General features: G+C 69.6%; 12 protein-coding genes. 2 read left to right on the forward strand and 10 right to left on the reverse strand.

Translation table 11 applies throughout. From position 1 onward, the window contains the following. Positions 1-65: 65 nt before the first annotated feature. A complete protein-coding gene (locus PSH03_RS04520) occupies positions 66-3,164 on the reverse strand; it encodes an AfsR/SARP family transcriptional regulator (protein ID WP_308194348.1) in 3,099 nt (1,032 codons plus the stop codon). Between the two features lie 543 nt (positions 3,165-3,707). Between PSH03_RS04520 and PSH03_RS04525 the strand changes: the two genes are divergently transcribed. Further along, positions 3,708-4,034 (forward strand): hypothetical protein, encoded by a 327-nt coding sequence (locus PSH03_RS04525; protein WP_238688352.1) that lies wholly within the window; start codon positions 3,708-3,710, stop codon positions 4,032-4,034. A gap of 572 nt (positions 4,035-4,606) precedes the next feature. Here PSH03_RS04525 and PSH03_RS04530 read toward each other — a convergent pair. Further along, on the reverse strand, positions 4,607-5,314 hold the full coding sequence (locus PSH03_RS04530) for an SDR family oxidoreductase (RefSeq protein WP_210780665.1): 708 nt from the start codon (positions 5,312-5,314) through the stop codon (positions 4,607-4,609). A gap of 300 nt (positions 5,315-5,614) precedes the next feature. Continuing rightward, a complete protein-coding gene (locus PSH03_RS04535) occupies positions 5,615-5,881 on the reverse strand; it encodes a hypothetical protein (protein ID WP_210780664.1) in 267 nt (88 codons plus the stop codon). Between the two features lie 209 nt (positions 5,882-6,090). On the opposite strand from PSH03_RS04535, the gene PSH03_RS04540 reads away from it, so the two are divergent. Further along, positions 6,091-8,232 (forward strand): MMPL family transporter, encoded by a 2,142-nt coding sequence (locus tag PSH03_RS04540; RefSeq protein WP_210780663.1) that lies wholly within the window; start codon positions 6,091-6,093, stop codon positions 8,230-8,232. Positions 8,233-8,395: 163 nt separating this feature from the next. Here PSH03_RS04540 and PSH03_RS04545 read toward each other — a convergent pair whose 3' ends face one another. The 7 genes from PSH03_RS04545 to ppdK all read right to left on the reverse strand — a co-directional run bounded on the left by PSH03_RS04545 (position 8,396) and on the right by ppdK (position 18,616). Next, positions 8,396-9,847 (reverse strand): HAMP domain-containing sensor histidine kinase, encoded by a 1,452-nt coding sequence (locus PSH03_RS04545; RefSeq protein WP_210780662.1) that lies wholly within the window; start codon positions 9,845-9,847, stop codon positions 8,396-8,398. After that, complete coding sequence (locus PSH03_RS04550; RefSeq protein WP_282102765.1) at positions 9,844-10,518, reverse strand: response regulator transcription factor; 675 nt, start codon at positions 10,516-10,518, stop codon at positions 9,844-9,846. Before PSH03_RS04550 ends, PSH03_RS04545 begins: the two co-directional genes overlap by 4 nt. Positions 10,519-10,602: 84 nt before the next feature. Then, entirely contained in the window at positions 10,603-12,384 is a 1,782-nt protein-coding gene (locus tag PSH03_RS04555; RefSeq protein WP_238688353.1) for a hypothetical protein, read from the reverse strand. Positions 12,385-12,539: 155 nt separating this feature from the next. Next, the gene (pflA, locus tag PSH03_RS04560; RefSeq protein ID WP_238688354.1) at positions 12,540-13,289 is read right to left on the reverse strand and encodes a pyruvate formate-lyase-activating protein; all 750 of its coding nucleotides are present in this window, start codon (positions 13,287-13,289) and stop codon (positions 12,540-12,542) included. Continuing rightward, complete coding sequence (gene pflB, locus PSH03_RS04565; RefSeq protein WP_238688355.1) at positions 13,289-15,526, reverse strand: formate C-acetyltransferase; 2,238 nt, start codon at positions 15,524-15,526, stop codon at positions 13,289-13,291. The genes pflA and pflB overlap by 1 nt, the downstream gene beginning before the upstream one ends. Before the next feature lie 111 nt (positions 15,527-15,637). Next, positions 15,638-15,949, reverse strand: a complete 312-nt coding sequence (locus tag PSH03_RS04570) for a hypothetical protein (RefSeq protein ID WP_238688356.1) — start codon at positions 15,947-15,949, stop codon at positions 15,638-15,640. A gap of 9 nt (positions 15,950-15,958) precedes the next feature. After that, positions 15,959-18,616, reverse strand: coding sequence for a pyruvate, phosphate dikinase (gene ppdK, locus PSH03_RS04575; protein WP_238688357.1), 2,658 nt, complete (start codon positions 18,614-18,616; stop codon positions 15,959-15,961). Positions 18,617-18,885 lie beyond the last annotated feature (269 nt).

The following is an 18,885-nucleotide window of genomic DNA, read 5'->3' on the forward strand; positions in this document are numbered from 1 at the left end:
CGGACTTCGACTCACTATCGAACAACCATCGAAAGGACTATCGAGCTCCCGCGACGTCGCCCGGTCTAGTTCACGGCATCCTGGCCGGGTGCGCCCCGGTTCTCGAGCAGCCGTGCGGCGAGCCGGCGACGCAGCTCGCCGGCCTCCCGCGAGCCGATGCTGTCCAGCGCGTCCACGGGCGCCTGCCCCCGGGCCGCAGCGTCGGCCTGGTCGCCCTGGTGCAGATGCAGCTCGGCGAGGGCTTCCAGCGTCTGCCCGAGCCAGGCCCTGGCGCCCATCTGCTCGAACAGCACGAGGGCTTCGGTGAGATACCGCGATGCGGTGTGCGGCTCGCCCCGCCGTTCGTGCAGGATGCCCAAGCTGAGCAGGGCACGCGCGGACAGGGGTTGGTTGCCCGCCTCGTGGCTGAGCTTCTGCGCCTGGAGCAGCAACTCGCGAGCCTCCGAGAGCCTGTCCTGCCGGATACGGACCCGACCCAGGGCCTCCAGCGCGAAGGCGATCCCGAGCTGGTCTTCGGCCTCGCGCACGGTGGCGAGCACGCTGCGAAATGTCTCATCGGCCGCGTCGACGTCGTCTCGTTGCAGGTACATCTCGCCGAGCCGGTGACGCACCTGGGCGGCGACCCGGTGGTTGTTGTGCTCGGCGCAGATGACCAGGGCTTCCTCCAGCCAGCCTTTCGCGTTGTCGTGGTCGCCCTGCTCCAGGGCGATCTGTGCCATGCCGTTCAGCACGTGTGCCCCTCCGATGTGGTCCCCGGTGAGGCGCAGCTGTTGCAGGCTGTGGAAGTAGTTGTTCATCGCCCGGTCCAGCTGACCGGCCAGCCGGTCGAGGAAGGCCAGGTTGCGGCGCACCAGCGCGGTTCCGTACTGGTCGTTGACCTCGTCGAAGAGCACCTGGGCGCGTTCGAGGAGGAACCGCGCCTCCTCGCTCTGGCCGCTGGTGGCGAGCAGGGAGCCGAGCGAGTTGAGCACCGCCGCCTGGCCTCGGCGATTGTCGGCCCGACGGGTCTCGGCGAGGGCGAGGCGGTGGGTTTCCCGCCAGTCGGTGAAGTAGCCCTTGGCTTCGAAGAGGGTCACGGACGTGACGGCCAGCTCCCAGCAATGCTCGTCCAGGCCTATCCGCGCGGCCTGGTTGACCGCTCCCAGCAGGGACGGCCGCTCCTGCAGAAACCACTCCATGGGGGCGAGGGTCAGGTCGTCCACGGCGGTGAGGAGGCTCTTCCACCGTGGCGCGTCGCCGTGCAGGACGGTGTAGTCCCCGCCGTAGAGCCGGGAGTGGGCCGCCTCCGCCAGCAGCAGCCATCCGCCGAGCGCCCGTTGTACCGCGTCCCGCGCCTCAGCCGGGCCGTCTTCGTCGTGCAGCTGCTCCTGGGCGAAGAGTCGGACGAGGTCGTGCATCCGGAACCTGGGCAACCACGAGCCATGGGTGTCGACGACGTCGACCAGGTGCGCCTCGACCAGATTGTCGAGGACGTTCTCCCCGGTGGTGAGATCGGTGTCGAGGAGAGCCGCGGCTATCCAGCCGGGAAACTCGGGCGTCTGGGTGAGCGCGAGCCGACGGAGCAGGCACCGCGTCATCTCGTCCAGATTCTTGTAGGTGAGCAGAATGTTTGCACGGACCGCCAGCCCGTCGTGTACCAACTCGTCGAGGCGGCTCTCCTCGACGGACAGCCGGTTGGCGATGCGGGCCAGTGAGCGGTGCGGTCGGGCGGCGATTCGCGCGCCGATGATGCGCAGTGCCAGTGGCAGGCCGTCGCACAGCTCGACGATCTCGTGGGCGGCCTCGACCTCGGCGTCGACACGGCGTTGGCCGACCATCCGGGCCATCAGGCTCAACGCCTCATCGGCGGGTAGCACGCCCAGTTCGACGTGGTGCGCCCCGGGCAGGCCGGTGAGGCGTTGTCGGCTGCTGACCAGGACCGCACAGGTGTCGCTGCCCGGCAGCAGAGGCAGGACCTGTTGTTCGCTGGCCACGTCGTCGAGCACTATGAGAAGACGGTGGCTGGCGATGTGACTGCGATAGAGGGCGGCCCGGTCCTCGAGTGCCGGGGGTATCGCGTTTGCGGGCACACCGAGCGCGCGAAGGAACAGCTCCAACAGGTATGCGGGGTCGACCAGGCCGCGCTGGTCGTCCTGAAGCCGGGCGAAGAGCTGACCGTCGGGGTACTGCTCGCTGATCGCATGCGCCGTGTGCAGGATCAGAGCCGTCTTGCCGACCCCGCCCGGTCCGGCGACGGCCGCGAGTTTGACGGCGTTCGCGGTCCGGGAGCCTTCCGGGGTGAACAGCCGCAGCATGTGGTCGCTGACCGACGACCTGCCGGTGAAGTCCGCCGGCGCCGCCGGCAGCATCCGTGGCGTCGGCGCGCTGTCACTCGACAGGCGATCGCTTACCCAGCTCGACAGCGGGGAGTGCAGGCTCTCGTCGCCAGTCAGGATCGCATGCTCGATCTCCTGCAGATCTTCGCCGGGAAAGATGCCGAGTTCCTCGACCGAGGTGTCCCGGGCGTCCCGGTAAGCATGCAGCGCCTCACCCGGGCGGCCAGCGCGTGAGAGGGCCACCATCTGCTGCGCACGCAGTCGTTCCCGTAGAGGATACTCAGCGACCAGTTCCCCGAGCTCGGCTATCACGCTGTTGTGTCGGCCGAGGGCCAGTTCGAGTTCGATGCACTCCTCATGGGTGACGATCCGCTGTTCGTCGAGGCGGTTCGCGGTCGCTTGCACGAGCGGACTGTCGATGTCGGCGAGGGCCGGCCCCTGGGTCAGCGCCAAGGCCCTTCGGTAGGCGGATATCGCCGCTTCCGGCTGCCCCAGTCCGACCAGACGCCGCGCCTCTTCAACGTGTGCCTCGAAGACCGTCGCATCGAGTTGGTCGTCGGCGACGCGGATCAGGTAGCCGGGTGATTGCGTGACGATGATGTCCCCGAAGCCGGCCTCCTTGAGTGTCCGGCGTAATGCGGAGATGCCGATCTGCACCTGAGACCGTGCGGTGGATGGTGGATTGTCGGCCCACACGGCATCGACCAGTCTGGTGATGGGTGCGACCTTATTTGCCGCCTGCAGGAGCATGGCTAGAATGACCTGTTGCCGCCGGCCTTTGATATGTCTGGACTGGCCGTCGGCCATCAAATTCAGGGGCCCGAGTATGTTGAATTTGTGAGATGCCATTCATTGCAGCCCTTCTTAGTCCCAGAGTTGCCAGGTAGATCAGTCGGGTTAGGCAGCAAAGGGTTTTTGAACGCTAGGGTGCCCGAGTCAGGTGAATTTCTCATTACCGGTTAGAGCGGCTTGAACGACCTGCTTCTGCTCCGGGCCGGGCGGTCTGCCCGCTACGGAAGTGAGCTCGAGCCCCTGCTGACGTCATCAGAACGACTGGCGAATGCATTGAAGTCGAACATGGCGCCCCCGTTGAAGATGCTGCGGTGCGGTTGTGCCCGCGAGCGACATGAGTCGATGCGCCCATGCGGCCGTCGGTACAGTAACCGACTGTATTCTGCGCGTGACGTGATCTCAACATGTGAGGCCGCATAAGATGAAGGCGGGTGCGAATCGGTCGGCCTTCAGCGCTCTCCTGGTGGGCGGTGCCAGGAGTGACGTCCGCCAATGTGCGCACCTGGCTCTGACCGCCACGGGTGTTTTAAGATCATCAGTGCGGTGTGACCAGCCGCGTTCTCACCATAGCCGCGTGCCGCGTGCCGCGTGCCGTGTGCCGTGCCGCGGACCCTGCTCGGCGAAGCCGAGGCAGCGGCCCGTCGGACCGGTGACACGAAGGTCGGGCAATTCAATCTGCTCGACCTGGCTGTTTGCAAGATCAGCGTGTCCCGGGTACTTGGTAACTACGGCACCGCCGTCGATCACGCCCGGCAAGTCGACCCAGCCCGGATTGTCATGCGCCGAGCTCGCTACTGGGAAGACACGGCGCTGGCACTACACGGCCGCGGGCGCCTGCAGGCGACATTCCAGGCGCTGCTTGCTGCCGAGCGAGACACCCCGCAGGCCCTCCGGCGGGCCGGCAGAACCCCAGGCGGCGCCCTGTAATGCCAACGGATCAACGACCCGCGCTCGATGACGCTCAGCGCCCGCAGCTTGTGGTAGTCCCTGAGCCAAGAAGATGCGTTTCGGCCTGAAGAAGCCAACCCCCCAGGCCATCCTCCTAGGATGCTGTAGGAGCCGTGCGCTCAACCTAGCCGCGGCGGCGGTGTGGCTTGCCGGATATGCCTGTTGAGGCGGATGGCTCGGCAGGACACCAAGGCGTGTTTTGGAAGTCGTGGTGGCTGGTGAAGGTCCCGGCGTGGCGGTGATCGACAATTGAAGAGGTCTCCGGTCCGCCGATCACGGGCTCGGACGATCTCGTGGCGGTCTGACCACCAAGACGCATCTGGCCTGTGAGCAGGGGCAGAAGGTCCTATGACCTCCCGGAGCCATCGGTCGCACCTTGGAGGCGCCAGCTTCAAGACCACGAAGTCGATCACGATCTTCAGGGCTTCGCTCGCCGTCCGCACCCCTGCGGCGGTCAGGCGGAGGCCCGGCTTCATGAGAATCCGGGCCGCCCGCCGGGCGTACGTCCGTTGACCAAGCCGCTTACTCCGGCAGGCGGATTACCGGTGAGGTCAGGCGAAGAGGTTGCCGGTGATGTCGGCGTAGAAGTCGGCGGGATCGCGGGAGAGGGAGGCCTTGACGTTGGCGGTGGGCTTGTCAGCGATGACTTCGATCTTGCCTGCTTCCAGTCCGTCGAGGGCCTGGGCGACCACCTCGTGGGGCGCGAGCTTGGGGATGTCGACGCCAGCCATCATGTCCGTGTCGGCGATCGCCAGCGCCAGGGCGGTGACCAGAGTCTTCTGGTCGGCCAACTCAAGCCGGATGCCGTTCGTCAGGGACCACTCCGCGGCCTTGGAGGCGGCGTAGCCGTTGCTGCCGGGGCTGAAGGTGTACCAGCTCAGCGCCGAGATGACATTGAGGATGGCGCCACCGGCCAGCCTGGGCGCGAAGGCGCGGGTGACGTTGAGAGTGCCCCAGAAGTTGGTGTCGAGGTCGCGGCGGATGTTCTCCGTGGAGGGGCCGAGCAGCGGGGCTTCAGTGGAGGTGCCGGCGTTGTTGATGAGGATGTCGAGGTCGCCCACCTTGCCTGCGGCGGCCTCGATGGACGCGGGATCCGTGATGTCCAGCTGGAGCGCGATGGCGCCGGGGATGTCGATGCTTTCCAGGCGACGGGCGGTCGCATAGACGGTGGCTCCCCGGACGAGGAGGGCCTCGGCGAAGGCCTTGCCGAGGCCGCGGTTAGCTCCGGTCACGAGAGCTGTTGAGCCGTTGATTTGCATATCACCACGCTAAAACCTCACGTTGACGTCAGGGGCAAACTTGTGCGAGGTGAATCACGCTCGCACCTGCGCCGGCCACACCGACCGCCGTGGACCCGCACCACCACCTACATCAAAGCCGACCTGCGCGCCGTCGCCACCGCCCTGGCAGCCCTCACCGGCCAACCCCACCCACTGGTCGTCGAACACCGAGGGCGTCGATGGCCGTCGGCGTAGCTTGACGGGGTGCCGATCCAGCGGGCGTGACCAACTCGAGCGCAACCTTCCCGCGCTACACGCATGCGACGCCGTCGTGCGGAATCACGTACCCACCAGCAGTTGGTTGCCCGCAGCGGTGCGCTGTACCGCTGCGGCGGCGCCGGCGATATGGGGTAGCGCCTGCAGCGCGGCGTCGATCTCACCCCGCTCGATCCGGCGTCCGCCGAGCTTCACCTGGTCCAAGGCGCTGCAGTTCTCAACGCCACCGGTCTGGCCCTCGCCGGTCTCGGTGAGTACGTGTTGCTGCGCTGGGTGCTGCCGATCGTCGCCGCCGTGCCGATGCACTTCCTCGTTGAACTGCCCGAGCACATCCTCGACGCGTAGCTGATCCGGCCCGACGGCTGCGTCGCCTGGACCTTGCACCGCGCAGGATCTGGATCTGGACACCACCGCGCTGGGGCGTGGGCTCGGCACCTGGTTCCGCCACCCGGCCTGAGCGGCGCATTAACGGTCGTCTCAGATTCGCTCGGTACGAAGTCGGCATCAGACGAGCGATAACCGTGTGGAGGAAGCTAGTGATGGCAGTCAAGGCAGCGCCGCCCGGGGAAGCGCCGGCCGGTCGCTTGGCAGGCCGGTGGGTGCCATGGTTGGTGATCGGGTTGTGGGTGGCGCTGGCGGCGGTCATGGTGCCGCTGAGCGGGAAGTTGAGCTCGGTAACCACCGACAGAGCCGTGGACACCCTGCCGGCCAGCGCCGAGTCCACCAAGGTGGCGGTGCTGGAGGACAGCCTGCCCGGCGGTGAGGACAACACGTTCGTCTTCGTGTACCACCGGGCCGGCGGCATGACCGACGCCGACCGCGCGTCGGTCGAGCGCCACCACAACACCCTTGCCAAGCGGTACCCACCGAAGGCGACGGCGGCGGGCGGCGAGGACGAGGAGGGCTCACCGACGAGACCCTCCGCCGACGGCAAGGCGATGATGTTCACCCTCGACGTGAGCACGACATACGGCGCACCGGAGACCATCGTCGGCCCGTTGCGTGAGGCTGCGAAGGACCGCCCCGCCGGCCTGGAACTCGACGTGACCGGACCGGCCGCGGTCGACGGCGACCTGGACGCCGTCTTCGACGGCATCGACCTGCAGGTCTTCCTCACCACCGTTGTCGTCGTCACGCTCCTGCTGATCCTCACCTACCGCAGCCCGGTGTTGTGGTTCATCCCGCTCATGGCTGTGGGCGCGGCCGCACTGACCGCGATGGCGACCGTCTACCTGCTCGTCAAGGGCTTCGGCATCGTGATCAACGACCAGAACTCGGCGCTGCTGACGATCCTGGTGTTCGGCGTCGGCACGGACTACGCGCTGTTGCTCATCGCCCGGTACCGGGAGACACTGCACCACCACGAGGACGTCCGGGTCGCGATGGTCCATGCGCTACGCGGCGCGGCACCGGCCATCGTCGCGTCGGCGGCCACCGTGATCGCTGGCCTGCTCTGCCTGCTCGTCGCCGACCTGAACAGCACCAGCGGGTTGGGCCCGATCGGCGCGGCCGGCATCCTGTGCGCGCTGGTGGCCATGCTGACGCTGTTCCCGGCGCTACTCGTGGTGCTCGGCAGGCGGATCTTCTGGCCGGCCATCCCGCGGTTCAACACGGCCGTCCAGGAGAAGCCGGGGCTGTGGGGACGGCTCGGCACCGCCATCAGCCGCCGCCGGTGGGTGGCGACGCTGGGCTCGCTCGGAGTCCTCGGCTTGCTCGCCATCGGGCTGGCGGGCAACACCGGCGCCCTGCGGGAGCAGGACCAGTTCCTGTCCGCGCCGGAGTCGGTCACCGGCTTCACCGTCCTCCGCCAGCACTTCCCGGAACTCGGCGGCCAGCCGATGACGATCTTCACGCGGCCGGCGCACCAGGACCGGGTGCTCGACATCGTCAAGGGCACTCACGGTGTGGCCATGGCCGTCCCGGGGCAGACCAGCGGAGGCTGGGCCGACATCTCCGTGTTCCCGACCGACGCGCCGGACACCGCCGCGGAGTACGACACGATCAAGCGGGTGCGCACCGCCGTGCACGCGGTGAACGGGGCGGAGGCGATCGTCGGCGGACCGAGCGCGGAGAACCTCGACACCGAGGTCACCACCACCCGCGACGAGAAGCTGGTGATCCCGCTGGTGCTCACCGTCGTCCTGATCGTCCTCGGGCTGCTGCTGCGAGCGATCGTGGCCCCGCTGGTCCTGATGGCGACCGTGATCGTCTCATTCGCCGCAGCCTTCGGCGGCAGCGTGTTCGTCTTCGACACGATCCTCGGGTTCAAGGGCGTCGACTATTCGGTGCCGCTGCTGGCATTCCTGTTCCTGGTGGCGCTCGGCATCGACTACAACATTTTCCTGGCCAGCCGGGCCCGGGAGGAGACCGTGCGCCTCGGCACCAGAGAGGGCATGCTCAAAGCCCTCTCCGCCACCGGTGGCGTCATCACCTCGGCCGGCCTGGTCCTAGCGGCCACGTTCGCGGTCCTCGCCTCACTTCCGCTGGTGATGCTGATCGAGGTCGGGTTCCTGGTCGCCTTCGGCGTGCTGCTCGACGCCTTGCTGGTGCGGTCGGTCCTGGTGCCCGCCCTCACCCTGCTGATCGGCCGGCGGATGTGGTGGCCGAGCCGGTTGTCCCGACCGGTGGAGCTGCCGGACGATCAACGGCCGCTCGTGGAGGGGCCCGCGCCGCAACGGTGAGCGCGGCGGCACAGTCGAGATCCGGGACGGGCTCTTGCTCGTCCCGGATCTTTGTCATGGCCCGGCGGCCGTCACCGTGTCCGCCGCCCTTGTCCTGCGTCGCCCGCTGCGGCGGGTCCTGGCACCGCGTGCCGTGGCGGTCCCGGCGCCGTGCCGCAGCGGGTCAGCGCGCCACCGTGTCCACCCCCGCGGTGAGCCGCGTGATCGGAGCGGGCGGGGCGGTGGCCGGAAGGATGATCCGCAGCAGCGCGCCACCGCGTGCGGACCGGGCGACGGTGACCCGGCCGGCGTGGGCGTCGACGACCCGCTGCACGATCGACAGGCCCAGACCTGAGCCCGGCAGCGCCCGGGCACTGCCGGCACGGTAGAACCGGTCGAACACCCGCGGTACGTCGGCGGCGTCGATGCCCGGCCCGGCGTCGTCGACCTCGAGGACCGCCGACGCGCCCTCGGCACGGAGCCGGACCTGGACCGGCTGGTCAGCGGGGGACCACTTGCCGGCGTTGTCGATGAGGTTGAGCACCGCCCGCTGGAGCGCAGCGGAACGCCCGCTCACCCACACGGAGGTCACGTCGAGCGCGATCCCGATGTCGGGCACGCGGGAACGCGCCCGGGTCGCGGCGGCCACCACCACGTCGGCGAAATTGAGCAGCTCGGTGCTCTCGTCGCTGACGTCGCCGCGCGCCAGGTCGGTCAGCTCGGCGGCAAGGGTGCTCAACTCGGCCACCTGGGCGCCGAGATCGTTGAGCAGCCGGGTCCGGCTCTCGGCCGGCAGTGCGCTGTCCAGGGTGCCGCGCCGATCGAGCCGGATCAGCAGCTCGACGTTGAGGCGCAGACTGGTGAGCGGGGTCTTGAGTTCGTGGGCGGCGTCCTCGGCGAGCAGCCGCTGGGCCCGCCGGGAGTCCCGGAGCGCGGCGAGCATGTCGTTGATTGACTGGATCAGCCGCCGGATCTCCCCGCTGCCCTCGTCCGGGATGTCGGCGTCGAGGTTCCGGGTCTGCGCGACACGAACCGCGGCGGCAGTCAGCCGGTCGATCGGTGCCAGTCCGGTCCGCGCCACGGTCCGCCCGACAAGGGCGCCTCCGGCCACGCAGAGCAGTCCGATCAGCAGCATGCCGAACCCGAATCGGTTGATCGGGCTGTCGTCGCTGTTGCGGGCCACCTGGACCGCGCCGTCGCCCACCCGCAGCGTGTAGATGAGGTAGCCGTCGTCGTCGCTGTCGTTCGACTCCATCAGGTCGGCCGAGGCGCCCTGCGCCACGCGCCCGGCGGGCCCGCTGACGGGGGGCAGCGCGGGTTGGCCGGCCGGCGTCCGGGTCGAACCGTCGGGCAGGATGACCCGCACCAGCCGACCGGATCCGGGATACGGCGGTAGCTGGACCTGCGCCAGACCGGTGTGCTCCACTGTCGTCGCCAGGACGCGGGAGTCCGCGCGTAGCTGATTCTCGGCGTTGTCCTGCAGCTCCGAGTCCAGCAGCTCGCTGGCCACCTGGAAGGCCACGAACACGCTGACCGCGATGGCCGTCGCCGCGATCACCGTCAGCCTGGTCCGCAGGGACCGCCGGCGCCACCATCGGGTCAGCCGACGCGGTTCCCGGCCGGCGGGCCTGCTCACGGAGGAGTCTCCCGCAGCGTGTACCCCAGGCCGCGCAGCGTGTAAATCAGTCGCGGCTCACCCTCGGCCTCCATCTTGCGGCGCAGATAGCTCACGTACACCTGAAGGTTGTTCGCGGTGGTGCTCATGTCGAAGCCCCAGATCGCCTCGAACAGCACGTCGCGGGTCAACACCCGGGTCGCATTGCGCACGAGAACCTGTAGCAGGGAGAACTCGGTCCGGGTCAGATACAGCGGCCGCCCACCCCGCCACGCCTCGAACCTGTCGGGATCGAGCCGGACGTCGGCGAACGACAGGATCTGCGACTCGTCGTCGCCCGGCGCGCGGCGGCGCAGCAGAGCCCGGACCCGGGCCAGCAACTCCTCGGTGGCGAACGGCTTGGGCAGGTAGTCGTCGGCGCCCGCGTCCAGCCCCGCGACCCGGTCGGAGACCTGATCCCGGGCGGTCAGCATCAGCACCGGCAGATCCCGACCCGCCGCCCGCAACCGCCGGCAGGTCTCCAACCCGCCGAGGCGGGGCATCATCACGTCGAGGATCAGCAGATCCGGCGCCGCGCCACCGATCCCGTCGAGCACGGCGAGACCGTTGGCGGCGGTGCTGGTGCCGTAACCCTCGACCTGGAGCACCCGCTCCAGCGACTCACGGATGGCCGCCTCGTCATCGGCGATCATGATCCGCACGCCGACCCGCCCCCTTCCAGTCGATGCTTTGCCGCTCATCCTCCCCGATCAACCTGAAGCCAGGATTAGGAACTCCTAACGGTGGCTGCCGGTGGAGCGGAGTGACCAGCGACCGGCTTCCTGATCCGGCTCGTTGTCCGCTACCGGATTGCCCAGCTGGGTCACCCAGTCGACGAACTCCGCGTCCTGCCTCGGCAGCGGCTCGCCGTCCGCCGGGGTGCCCCCGTCGGCCCGGGACTTGTTGCGCCGGAACAGGCCCAGCCGCCCGCTGGCCCGTCCCGCCTCGACGACGGATGCCGGGTGGGCCGGCGCGGGGACCGGGTCGGCCCCGGCGGGGCGGGCCGGCACGGCATCGGTCGTGCGCGTGGGCCCGGCGCGCTGGGCGGTCGCGAGGGCGTCCCAGTTCGCGGCCCGGCTCAGGTTGGGCAGTGGCGGTCGGTGCCGAGGTGGGAGTGCCGGTTCGGGCCTCTCTTGCGTACCGGCTGACTGGGTCGCCTCGGCGCCCGGAGCGGGCTCGGCCGAGGGCGGCACCCGCCGCGCCGGAACGACCGGCCAGGTCGCCTGAACCCGCGTCCGGTCGGTCTTCGGCGGCTGGTACATCCGGAGGGTCCCCGGGGCGACGAGGGCCCCGTCGGGCGGCGTCCCGTCGGGTTCGGTGTCGTCGACCTCCGCCTCCGCCGTCCCGGAGCCGTCCCCGCCAGGTCCCGCGGGAAGGTGGGCCGCCGTCGCGGGGGTCGGTTCCGATGTCTCCGGGGTGTCGTCGAGGTCGGCGGGTGCGGCCAATGCGGCGGTAACAACCGGTGCACCGAAGCCCAGCGGTTCGGCTGCGGTCGGGAGCTTCGCTGGGGTCGCGCCGGCGACCGGCCCCGTGCCGGCCAGGTCGGCGGGCTCCGGCTCGTCGGTCGTACCACCAACGGCCGGCCTCGTGGCCTGCCGCACGGCGGGACCGGCGGCCAGCGGACGGAGGATGTCGGTTGACTCGTCGACCCGTGCTTCGGCGGTGCGCGGCAGGAGCGGCCATCGGAACGACGCGGCGGCGGCCGAGCCGAGCACACCGGCGGCGACGGCGAGCAGCGCCCCGTAGTACGGCGTGATCTGGTACCGGTCGACGGCGTCGCCGGGACCGGCGGTCAGATAGGTGAACGCGACCAGCATCGTGCCGGCCGCGCCGGTCACGCCGTTGACCAGCGGCGGATGCCCACGCCAGCGGGCCAGCCCGCCGGTCGCCGCGCCGATGAGCAGGGCCACCGACGGCAGAGTCAGGATCGCCAGCCGGTGTGCCGCGTCGGCGTCGAGCCAGGCCGGCTCCAGCACACCGAGCCGTACGGCGGGCAACGGCCCGGCGGTGGCGAGCGACGGGACGACCGAGGCGAGCGCCAGCAGCCAAACGACGCCGCCCACTGCTGCCATGTTCCAACCCAGCGGCGGCTTCACCAGTACGGCGATCGCGGCACCCGCGCCAACCAGCGCGCCGAGGGCCGCGCAGATGCCGAGGGCCCAGATCGGGTCCACAGAGAAGCGTTCGGCGGCCTGGGCCGGCCGGATGCAGAGCGGCGCCACGACGGTGGCGCCCAGTGCGGCGGCGGCGGCGATGGCCACCAATCTGCCCGTGCTCCGCAGCGCCCCGTACCGGCGGGCCAGGCGTGCGGCGACGACGGTGCCGGCTACGGCGGCGTGTGCCGCGAACCAGCCCACCCAGACGAGCTGTGCAGGCCACTGGTTGACGGCGGCGCCGGTGGAGGCACCGGCGAGCTGGACGATGCCGAGGCTGAACGCGATGCCGAGTTGACCGGCACCGGCGAGCATGCCCATCCCGAGCGCTGTGAGCAACAGGTTGCGTCGTGTGTGAGCGAACATGTCCGGCACGTTACGCACCTAGTGCGGTTATTTTTACTGAATGTCGGTTTCGCGGCTGCGGCGGAGGACTCGCGGCGACATGCGACGTGCGCGACGCCGACCAGCGCGAACTGGTCCGGGAGCCGCTCGTGCCGAGCCAAGCCGCCGGTGGGCGGTCAGTACACCGTCAGCCCGTGATCCTGGAACTGGCGATAGACCCGGTGCAGCAGCGCCTCGTCCGGCGGTGGCGTGTCCGCCAGCGGGAACGGCAGGCCGAGGGCGGCGTACTTCTGAGCGCCGAGTCGGTGGAAGGGCAGCACCTCGACGCGTTCGACGGTGGGCACGTCTGCTGCGATGGAGGCGAGCGCGTCGACGTTGCACGGATCGTCGGTGAGGCCGGGCACGAGGACGAAACGGACCCAGATCGGCACGCCGCGGTCGGCCAGGCGGTGCGCGAACCGCACGGTCGGCGCCAGCCGCCCGGTTCCGGTCACCGTCCGGTACGTGGCCGGGTCGCCGGACTTGATGTCGAGCAGCACCAGGTCGGTGGCGTCGAGCAGGGCGTCGTCGGCGCGGTTGCCGAGCAGGCCGCTGGTGTCCAGGGCGGTGTGCAGCCGCATCTCCTTGCACTGGCGCAGCACCTCGCGGGTGAAGGCGGGCTGTTGCAGCGGTTCCCCGCCGCTGAGGGTGACGCCGCCGTGGGCGACCTTCAGGAAGCGTTCGTAGCGGCGGATCTCGGTGAGCAGCTCGTGGAGGGAGGTGGGTCGGCCGAAACGGCGGTACTGGGTGTCGGGGCTGTGGCAGTAGATGCAGCGCAGCGGGCAGCCGGCCAGGAACGCGACGAACCGGGTGCCCGGCCCGTCCACTCCGGTGGAGATGTCGAAGGAGTGGAGCGAGCCGGTCACCGGTACCGTGACGGCGGTCATCACAGCGATCCGTGGAAGGTCCGGGAGATGACGTCGCGTTGCTGCTCGGGAGTGAGCCTGACGAAGTTCACCGCGTACCCGGAGACCCGGATGGTCAGCTGCGGGTACTTCTCCGGGTGGGCCATGGCGTCCTCGAGTGTCGCCCGGTTCAGCACGTTGACGTTCATGTGGAAACCGCCGCTGTCGGTGTAGCCGTCGAGCACGCCGGCGAGGTTGGTGATCCGTTCGTCACGGGTGTGGCCGAGGCCGTCCGGAGCGACGGTGATCGTCAGCGATATCCCGTCGCGCGCGCAGCGGTACGGCAGCTTGGCGACCGACAGCGCGGCGGCGACCATGCCGTGCGTGTCGCGGCCGTTCATCGGGTTCGCGCCCGGCGCGAACGGCTCACCGGCGCGTCGCCCGTCGGGCGTGTTGCCGGTGTGCCTGCCGTAGACGACGTTCGAGGTGATCGTGAGAACAGAGAGCGAAGGCTCGGCACCCCGGTAGCTGGGCTGCCGCCGGATCTTGGCCATGAATCGCTCGACCAGGTCGACGGCGATCGCGTCGGCGCGGTCGTCGTTGTTGCCGAAGGCCGGGAAGTCTCCGTCCACGGCGTAGTCGACGGCCAGACCGCTCTCATCGCGCAGCACCTTGACATGGGCGTGCTTGATGGCGCTCAGGCTGTCCACGGCGACCGACAGGCCGGCGATGCCGGTGGCGAGGAAGCGGTGCACGGGGTAGTCGTGCAGGGCCATCTCGATGCGCTCGTAGGCGTACTTGTCGTGCATGTAGTGGATGACGTTGAGCGCGTCGACGTAGGTCTCGGCCAGCCAGTCCAGCGTCCGGTCGTACGCGGCCAGGACCTCGTCGTAGTCGAGCACGTCGTCGGCGATCGGTTCGGCGACGAAGACCTGCTCGCCGGTCATCTCGTCGCGGCCGCCGTTGATCGCGTACAACAGGGCCTTGGCGAGGTTGGTGCGGGCGCCGAAGAACTGCATGTCCTTTCCCACCCGCATGGCCGACACGCAGCAGGCGATGGCGGTGTCGTCGCTGTACGCGGGCCGGATCAGGTCGTCGTTCTCGTACTGGATGGCGCTCGTGTCGATGGAGACCTGGGCGCAGAACCGCTTGAACCCCTCGGGCAGCGCCGGCGACCACAACACTGTCAGATTCGGCTCCGGAGCCGGACCCAGGTTGTACAGGGTTTGCAGGTAGCGGAAGCTCGTGCGGGTGACCAGCGGGCGGCCGTCACAGCCGATTCCCCCGAGTGCCTCGGTCACCCAGGTCGGATCGCCGGAGAACAACTGGTCGTACTCGGGCGTGCGCAGGAACCGGATGATCCGCAGTTTGATGACGAAGTCGTCGACCAGCTCCTGCGCCTCCCGCTCGGTGAGCCGGCCCTCTTCGATGTCACGCTGGAGGTAGACGTCGACGAACGTGGCGGTCCGGCCCAGGGACATTGCCGCGCCGTTCTGCTCCTTGGCAGCCGCCAGGTAGGCGAAGTACAGCCACTGGATCGCCTCGCGGCCGGTGCTCGCCGGGCCGGAGATGTCGCATCCGTACCGGCTGGCCATGAAACGCAGCTCCTTCAGCGACCGAATCTGCTCGGCCAACTCCTCACGGTCGCGGATCACGTTGTCCGATGACAGCTGAGCGTCGAGCGACGCCTTCACCGCCCGGCGCTCGGCGACCAGGCGGTCCACCCCGTACAGCGCGACGCGCCGGTAGTCGCCGATGATCCGGCCCCGGCCGTACGCGTCCGGCAAGCCGGTGATGATGTGCGAGCGGCGGGCGGCCTTCACGTCGGCCGGGTAGGCGTCGAAGACGCCGTCGTTGTGGGTCTTGCGGTACCGGCTGAAGATCGCCTGCACGGCCGGGTCGAGGGTGAAGCCGTACGCCTTGAGGCCGGCCTCCACCATCCGCAGCCCGCCGTTCGGCATGATCGCGCGGCACAGCGGCGCGCTGGTCTGCAGGCCCACGATGAGCTCATGGTCCTGGTCGAGGTAGCCCGGCTCGTGTGAGGTGATCGTGGACGGGGTGTGCGCGTCCACGTCGTAGACTCCGCGACGGGTCTCCTCGACGAACATGCGCTGCAGCCGCCGCCAGATCCGTTCGGTCCGGTGCGTCGGCCCGGTCAGGAACTCCGGCCCGCCGGTGTACGGCTCGAAGTTGTCGTGGATGAATCCGCCGACGTCGATCGTCTCGCGCCAGCCGGTGCCGCGGAACCCGTGCCAGGCTTCGTGCGATGTGGTGGCCATTACCCCTCCTTCATCTCCTCCCAGCATTGCCGAGCGACCACTCGCGGCTTAAGGGTCAGAGGTCCCGGGCGGGTCGGGACCGTCCGGGACCTCCAGGGGCGGGCGGAACGTTCAGCGCTGCTCGACGAGCCGGTGTGCCCGCAACAGGTGCGCCCACCAGGGCCGGCTCGTCGAAGCGGCGCGCAGCGGTGGCCTGCCGGTGTGCTTGAGGCTGATCCAGCCGCCGGGACCCATCGTCACCGTGCCGATCGCCGGGCGCCGACGCATGGCCAGGCCCGCCGACACCACCGCGGTGGCCACCGCCGCGGTGGCCAGCGCGGCCAGCGCGACGGTGGTGGCATCCACTGCCGGCACGAAGCGTCCGTCGATGTAGGCGCCGATCTCCCGATCGCCACGGCGAACCGGTGTCACCGTCGTTGTCATCGTGACCTCCTACCGGCTGTCCGAGCCGGCCGCTGCGCTCGCGGCGCGACCGGCCTCGAGCCGGGCGATCGGCACCCGGAACGGCGAGCAGGACACGTAGTCCAGGCCGGCGTCGTGGAAGAACCGCACCGAGGCCGGATCGCCGCCGTGCTCGCCGCACACCCCGATGGTCAGGTCGGGTCGGATGGCGCGGCCGCGTTGGACGGCGGTGCTGACGAGCTCGCCCACGCCGTCGCGGTCGATGCTCTCGAACGGTGATACCGAGAAGATGCCCAGCTCGAGGTACCGGCCGAAGAACGCGCCTTCCACGTCGTCGCGGGAGAAGCCCCACGTCATCTGGGTCAGGTCGTTGGTGCCGAACGAGAAGAATTCGGCGACGCCGGCGATCTGCCCGGCGGTCAGGGCGGCCCGGGGAACCTCGATCATGGTGCCGAGCCGGATCGGCGGCGCACCGGGCACGCTCGCCAGCACCGACTCCGCTTCCGCGCGTACCGTCTCGAGTTCCTGAACCGCTCCGACCAGCGGAACCATGATCTCCGGCTGAGGGTCGCCGCCTGCGGCGACCCGAGCGGCCGCGGCCTGCGCGATCGCGCGGACCTGCATGGCGAACAGACCCGGGATCACCAGGCCCAGACGTACGCCGCGCAGCCCGAGCATCGGGTTTTGCTCGTGCATGCGCCGCACCGCGGTCAGCAGTGTGCCGTCGTGGCCCGGGTCCACGCCGAGCGCCTCTGCGTGGGCCACCCGGGCGGTCAGCTCCTCCAGCGGGGGCAGGAACTCGTGCAGCGGTGGGTCGATGAGCCGCACGGTCACCGGCAGCCCGTCCATCGCGGCGAACAGCTCCTCGAAGTCGGCCCGCTGCAAGGGCAGCAGCGCCTGGAGGGCTTCGGAGCGGGCGGCGTCGTCCTCGGCCAGGATCAGCCTCTCGACCAGCCGGCGGCGGTCGCCGAGGAACATGTGCTCGGTGCGGCACAAGCCGACTCCGGTGGCGCCGAAGCGGCGGGCTCGGGTGGCGTCGACGGCGGTGTCGGCGTTGGCGTGCACGTCGAGCCGGGCCTGGTGATCGGCGTGGGCCATCAGCCGCTCCACCGCGGAGAGCAGCGGGTCGCCGTGCGCCGCCAGCTCGCCCTCGAAGTACCGCACCACCGCGGAGGGCCGCACGGCGACCGATCCCGGGTAGACGTTTCCGGTGGTGCCGTCGATCGAGATGATGTCACCGGCGTGCAGGGTGCGACCCGCCACGGTGAGGCCGTCGCCGTCGATGCGTAGTTCCTCGGTGCCGCAGACACATGTCTTGCCCATGCCGCGGGCGACCACCGCGGCGTGTGACGTCTTGCCGCCGCGCGAGGTCAGGATGCCTTGAGCAGCGATCATGCCGGGCAGGTCGTCGGGATTGGTCTCCCGGCGCACCAGGATGACCGGCTCGGTCGCCGCCACCGCGGCGGCCGAGTCGAAGACGATCGCGCCGACCGACGCGCCCGGAGAGGCCGGCACGCCGGTGGTCAGCGGTGGGGGAGCGGCGGTGGTGTCGAAACTGGGGAACATCAGCTGGGCCAGTTGCTCACCGGTGACCCGCTGCAGTGCCTCATGCAGGGTGATGCGGCCTTCGTCGACCAACTGGGCGGCGATGACGAACGCGGCGGCCGGGGTGCGCTTGCCGACCCGGGTCTGCAGCATCCACAACCTGCCGTTCTCGATGGTGAACTCGATGTCGCACAGGTCGCGGTAACGCTGCTCGAGCCGCTGCATGATCGACAGCAGCTGCCGATGGCTCGCTGGATCGATGGCGGCGAGCTCGGCCAGCGGCACGGCGTTGCGGATCCCGGCGACCACGTCCTCCCCTTGAGCGTTGCGCAGGTAGTCGCCGTAGACGCCACGCCGTCCGGTGGCCGGGTCCCGGGTGAAGGCGACCCCGGTTCCGGAGTTCTCTCCTCGGTTGCCGAAGACCATCGCCATGACGTTGACCGCGGTGCCCAGGTCCTGCGGGATGCGCTCCTGCCGGCGGTACAGGATGGCGCGTTCGGCGTTCCACGAGCGGAACACCGCTGCGATCGCCAGGAACAGCTGTTCGTGCGGTGCCTGTGGAAAGTCTCGGCCGGTGTGCTGGTGGAACACCTTCTTGTACGCGTGTACCAGGTCCTGCAGTTGAGTCGTGCCGAGTTCCGGGTCCGTTGCGACGCCCGCGATCGACCGGGCGGCCGTCAGTTCCTCTTCGAAAGCTTCGCCGGGAACGTCGAAAACCGTCTTGCCGAACATCTGGATCAGGCGCCGGTACGAGTCCCAGGCGAACCGCTGATCCGCGCTCTGTCGGCCGAGGCCGACCACGCTCGCGTCGTTCAGGCCGATGTCCAGGATTGTCTCCATCATTCCCGGCATCGAGAACTTGGCACCGGACCGCACCGACAGCAACAGCGGATCTGCGGCGTCGCCGAAGGTCTTGCCCATCCGGTTCTGCATCAGCCGCAGGTGATGTTGGACCTCGGTGAGCAGGCCCGCGGGCATCGTGCCGGTGCGCAGGTAGGCGCGGCACGCCTCGGTGGTGACGGTGAACCCTGGCGGCACCGGCAGGCCCATCAGGGTCATCTCGGCCAGGTTGGCGCCCTTGCCGCCGAGCAGGTCCTTGAGGTCCTTGTTGCCGTCGGTGAAGTCGTAGACGTATCGGGTCATGGCACTCGTCACCCCTTCCCTCTTCTTCCTTTGTAGACCGGTCGGGGTTCTTCGCCGTAGGGCCGGACGACCCCCGTCGACGGGCCGTGGCGCGACGCGCGTGGTGACGCGCTCTTCCGGCCCTGACCTGCGTCTTTGCGGGCCTCTACCGTCAGAGCTGGGAAGCTGGGAGGCGGGTGGCTGACCGCCACCCGCCTCGCGGTCCCGCCGCTGCCGCCGGGCATCGCCGAGAGACGGTGGCGCCGGCCGGCGCCACCGTCTCGGTGAAG

Source organism: Micromonospora salmantinae (assembly GCF_022230905.1).
Classification (GTDB): Bacteria; Actinomycetota; Actinomycetes; order Mycobacteriales; family Micromonosporaceae; genus Micromonospora; species Micromonospora salmantinae.

What these genes read in the sequence shown, in the direction of transcription:
- PSH03_RS04555 (WP_238688353.1), bottom strand. Translation starts at nt 12,384, where the DNA reads ATGTTCGCTCACACACGACGCAACCTGTTGCTCACAGCGCTCGGGATG.
- PSH03_RS04570 (WP_238688356.1), bottom strand. Translation starts at nt 15,949, where the DNA reads ATGACAACGACGGTGACACCGGTTCGCCGTGGCGATCGGGAGATCGGC.
- pflB (WP_238688355.1), bottom strand. Translation starts at nt 15,526, where the DNA reads ATGGCCACCACATCGCACGAAGCCTGGCACGGGTTCCGCGGCACCGGC.
- PSH03_RS04550 (WP_282102765.1), bottom strand. Translation starts at nt 10,518, where the DNA reads ATGATCGCCGATGACGAGGCGGCCATCCGTGAGTCGCTGGAGCGGGTG.
- PSH03_RS04520 (WP_308194348.1), bottom strand. Translation starts at nt 3,164, where the DNA reads ATGGCATCTCACAAATTCAACATACTCGGGCCCCTGAATTTGATGGCC.
- PSH03_RS04540 (WP_210780663.1), top strand. Translation starts at nt 6,091, where the DNA reads ATGGCAGTCAAGGCAGCGCCGCCCGGGGAAGCGCCGGCCGGTCGCTTG.
- PSH03_RS04530 (WP_210780665.1), bottom strand. Translation starts at nt 5,314, where the DNA reads ATGCAAATCAACGGCTCAACAGCTCTCGTGACCGGAGCTAACCGCGGC.
- ppdK (WP_238688357.1), bottom strand. Translation starts at nt 18,616, where the DNA reads ATGACCCGATACGTCTACGACTTCACCGACGGCAACAAGGACCTCAAG.
- pflA (WP_238688354.1), bottom strand. Translation starts at nt 13,289, where the DNA reads ATGACCGCCGTCACGGTACCGGTGACCGGCTCGCTCCACTCCTTCGAC.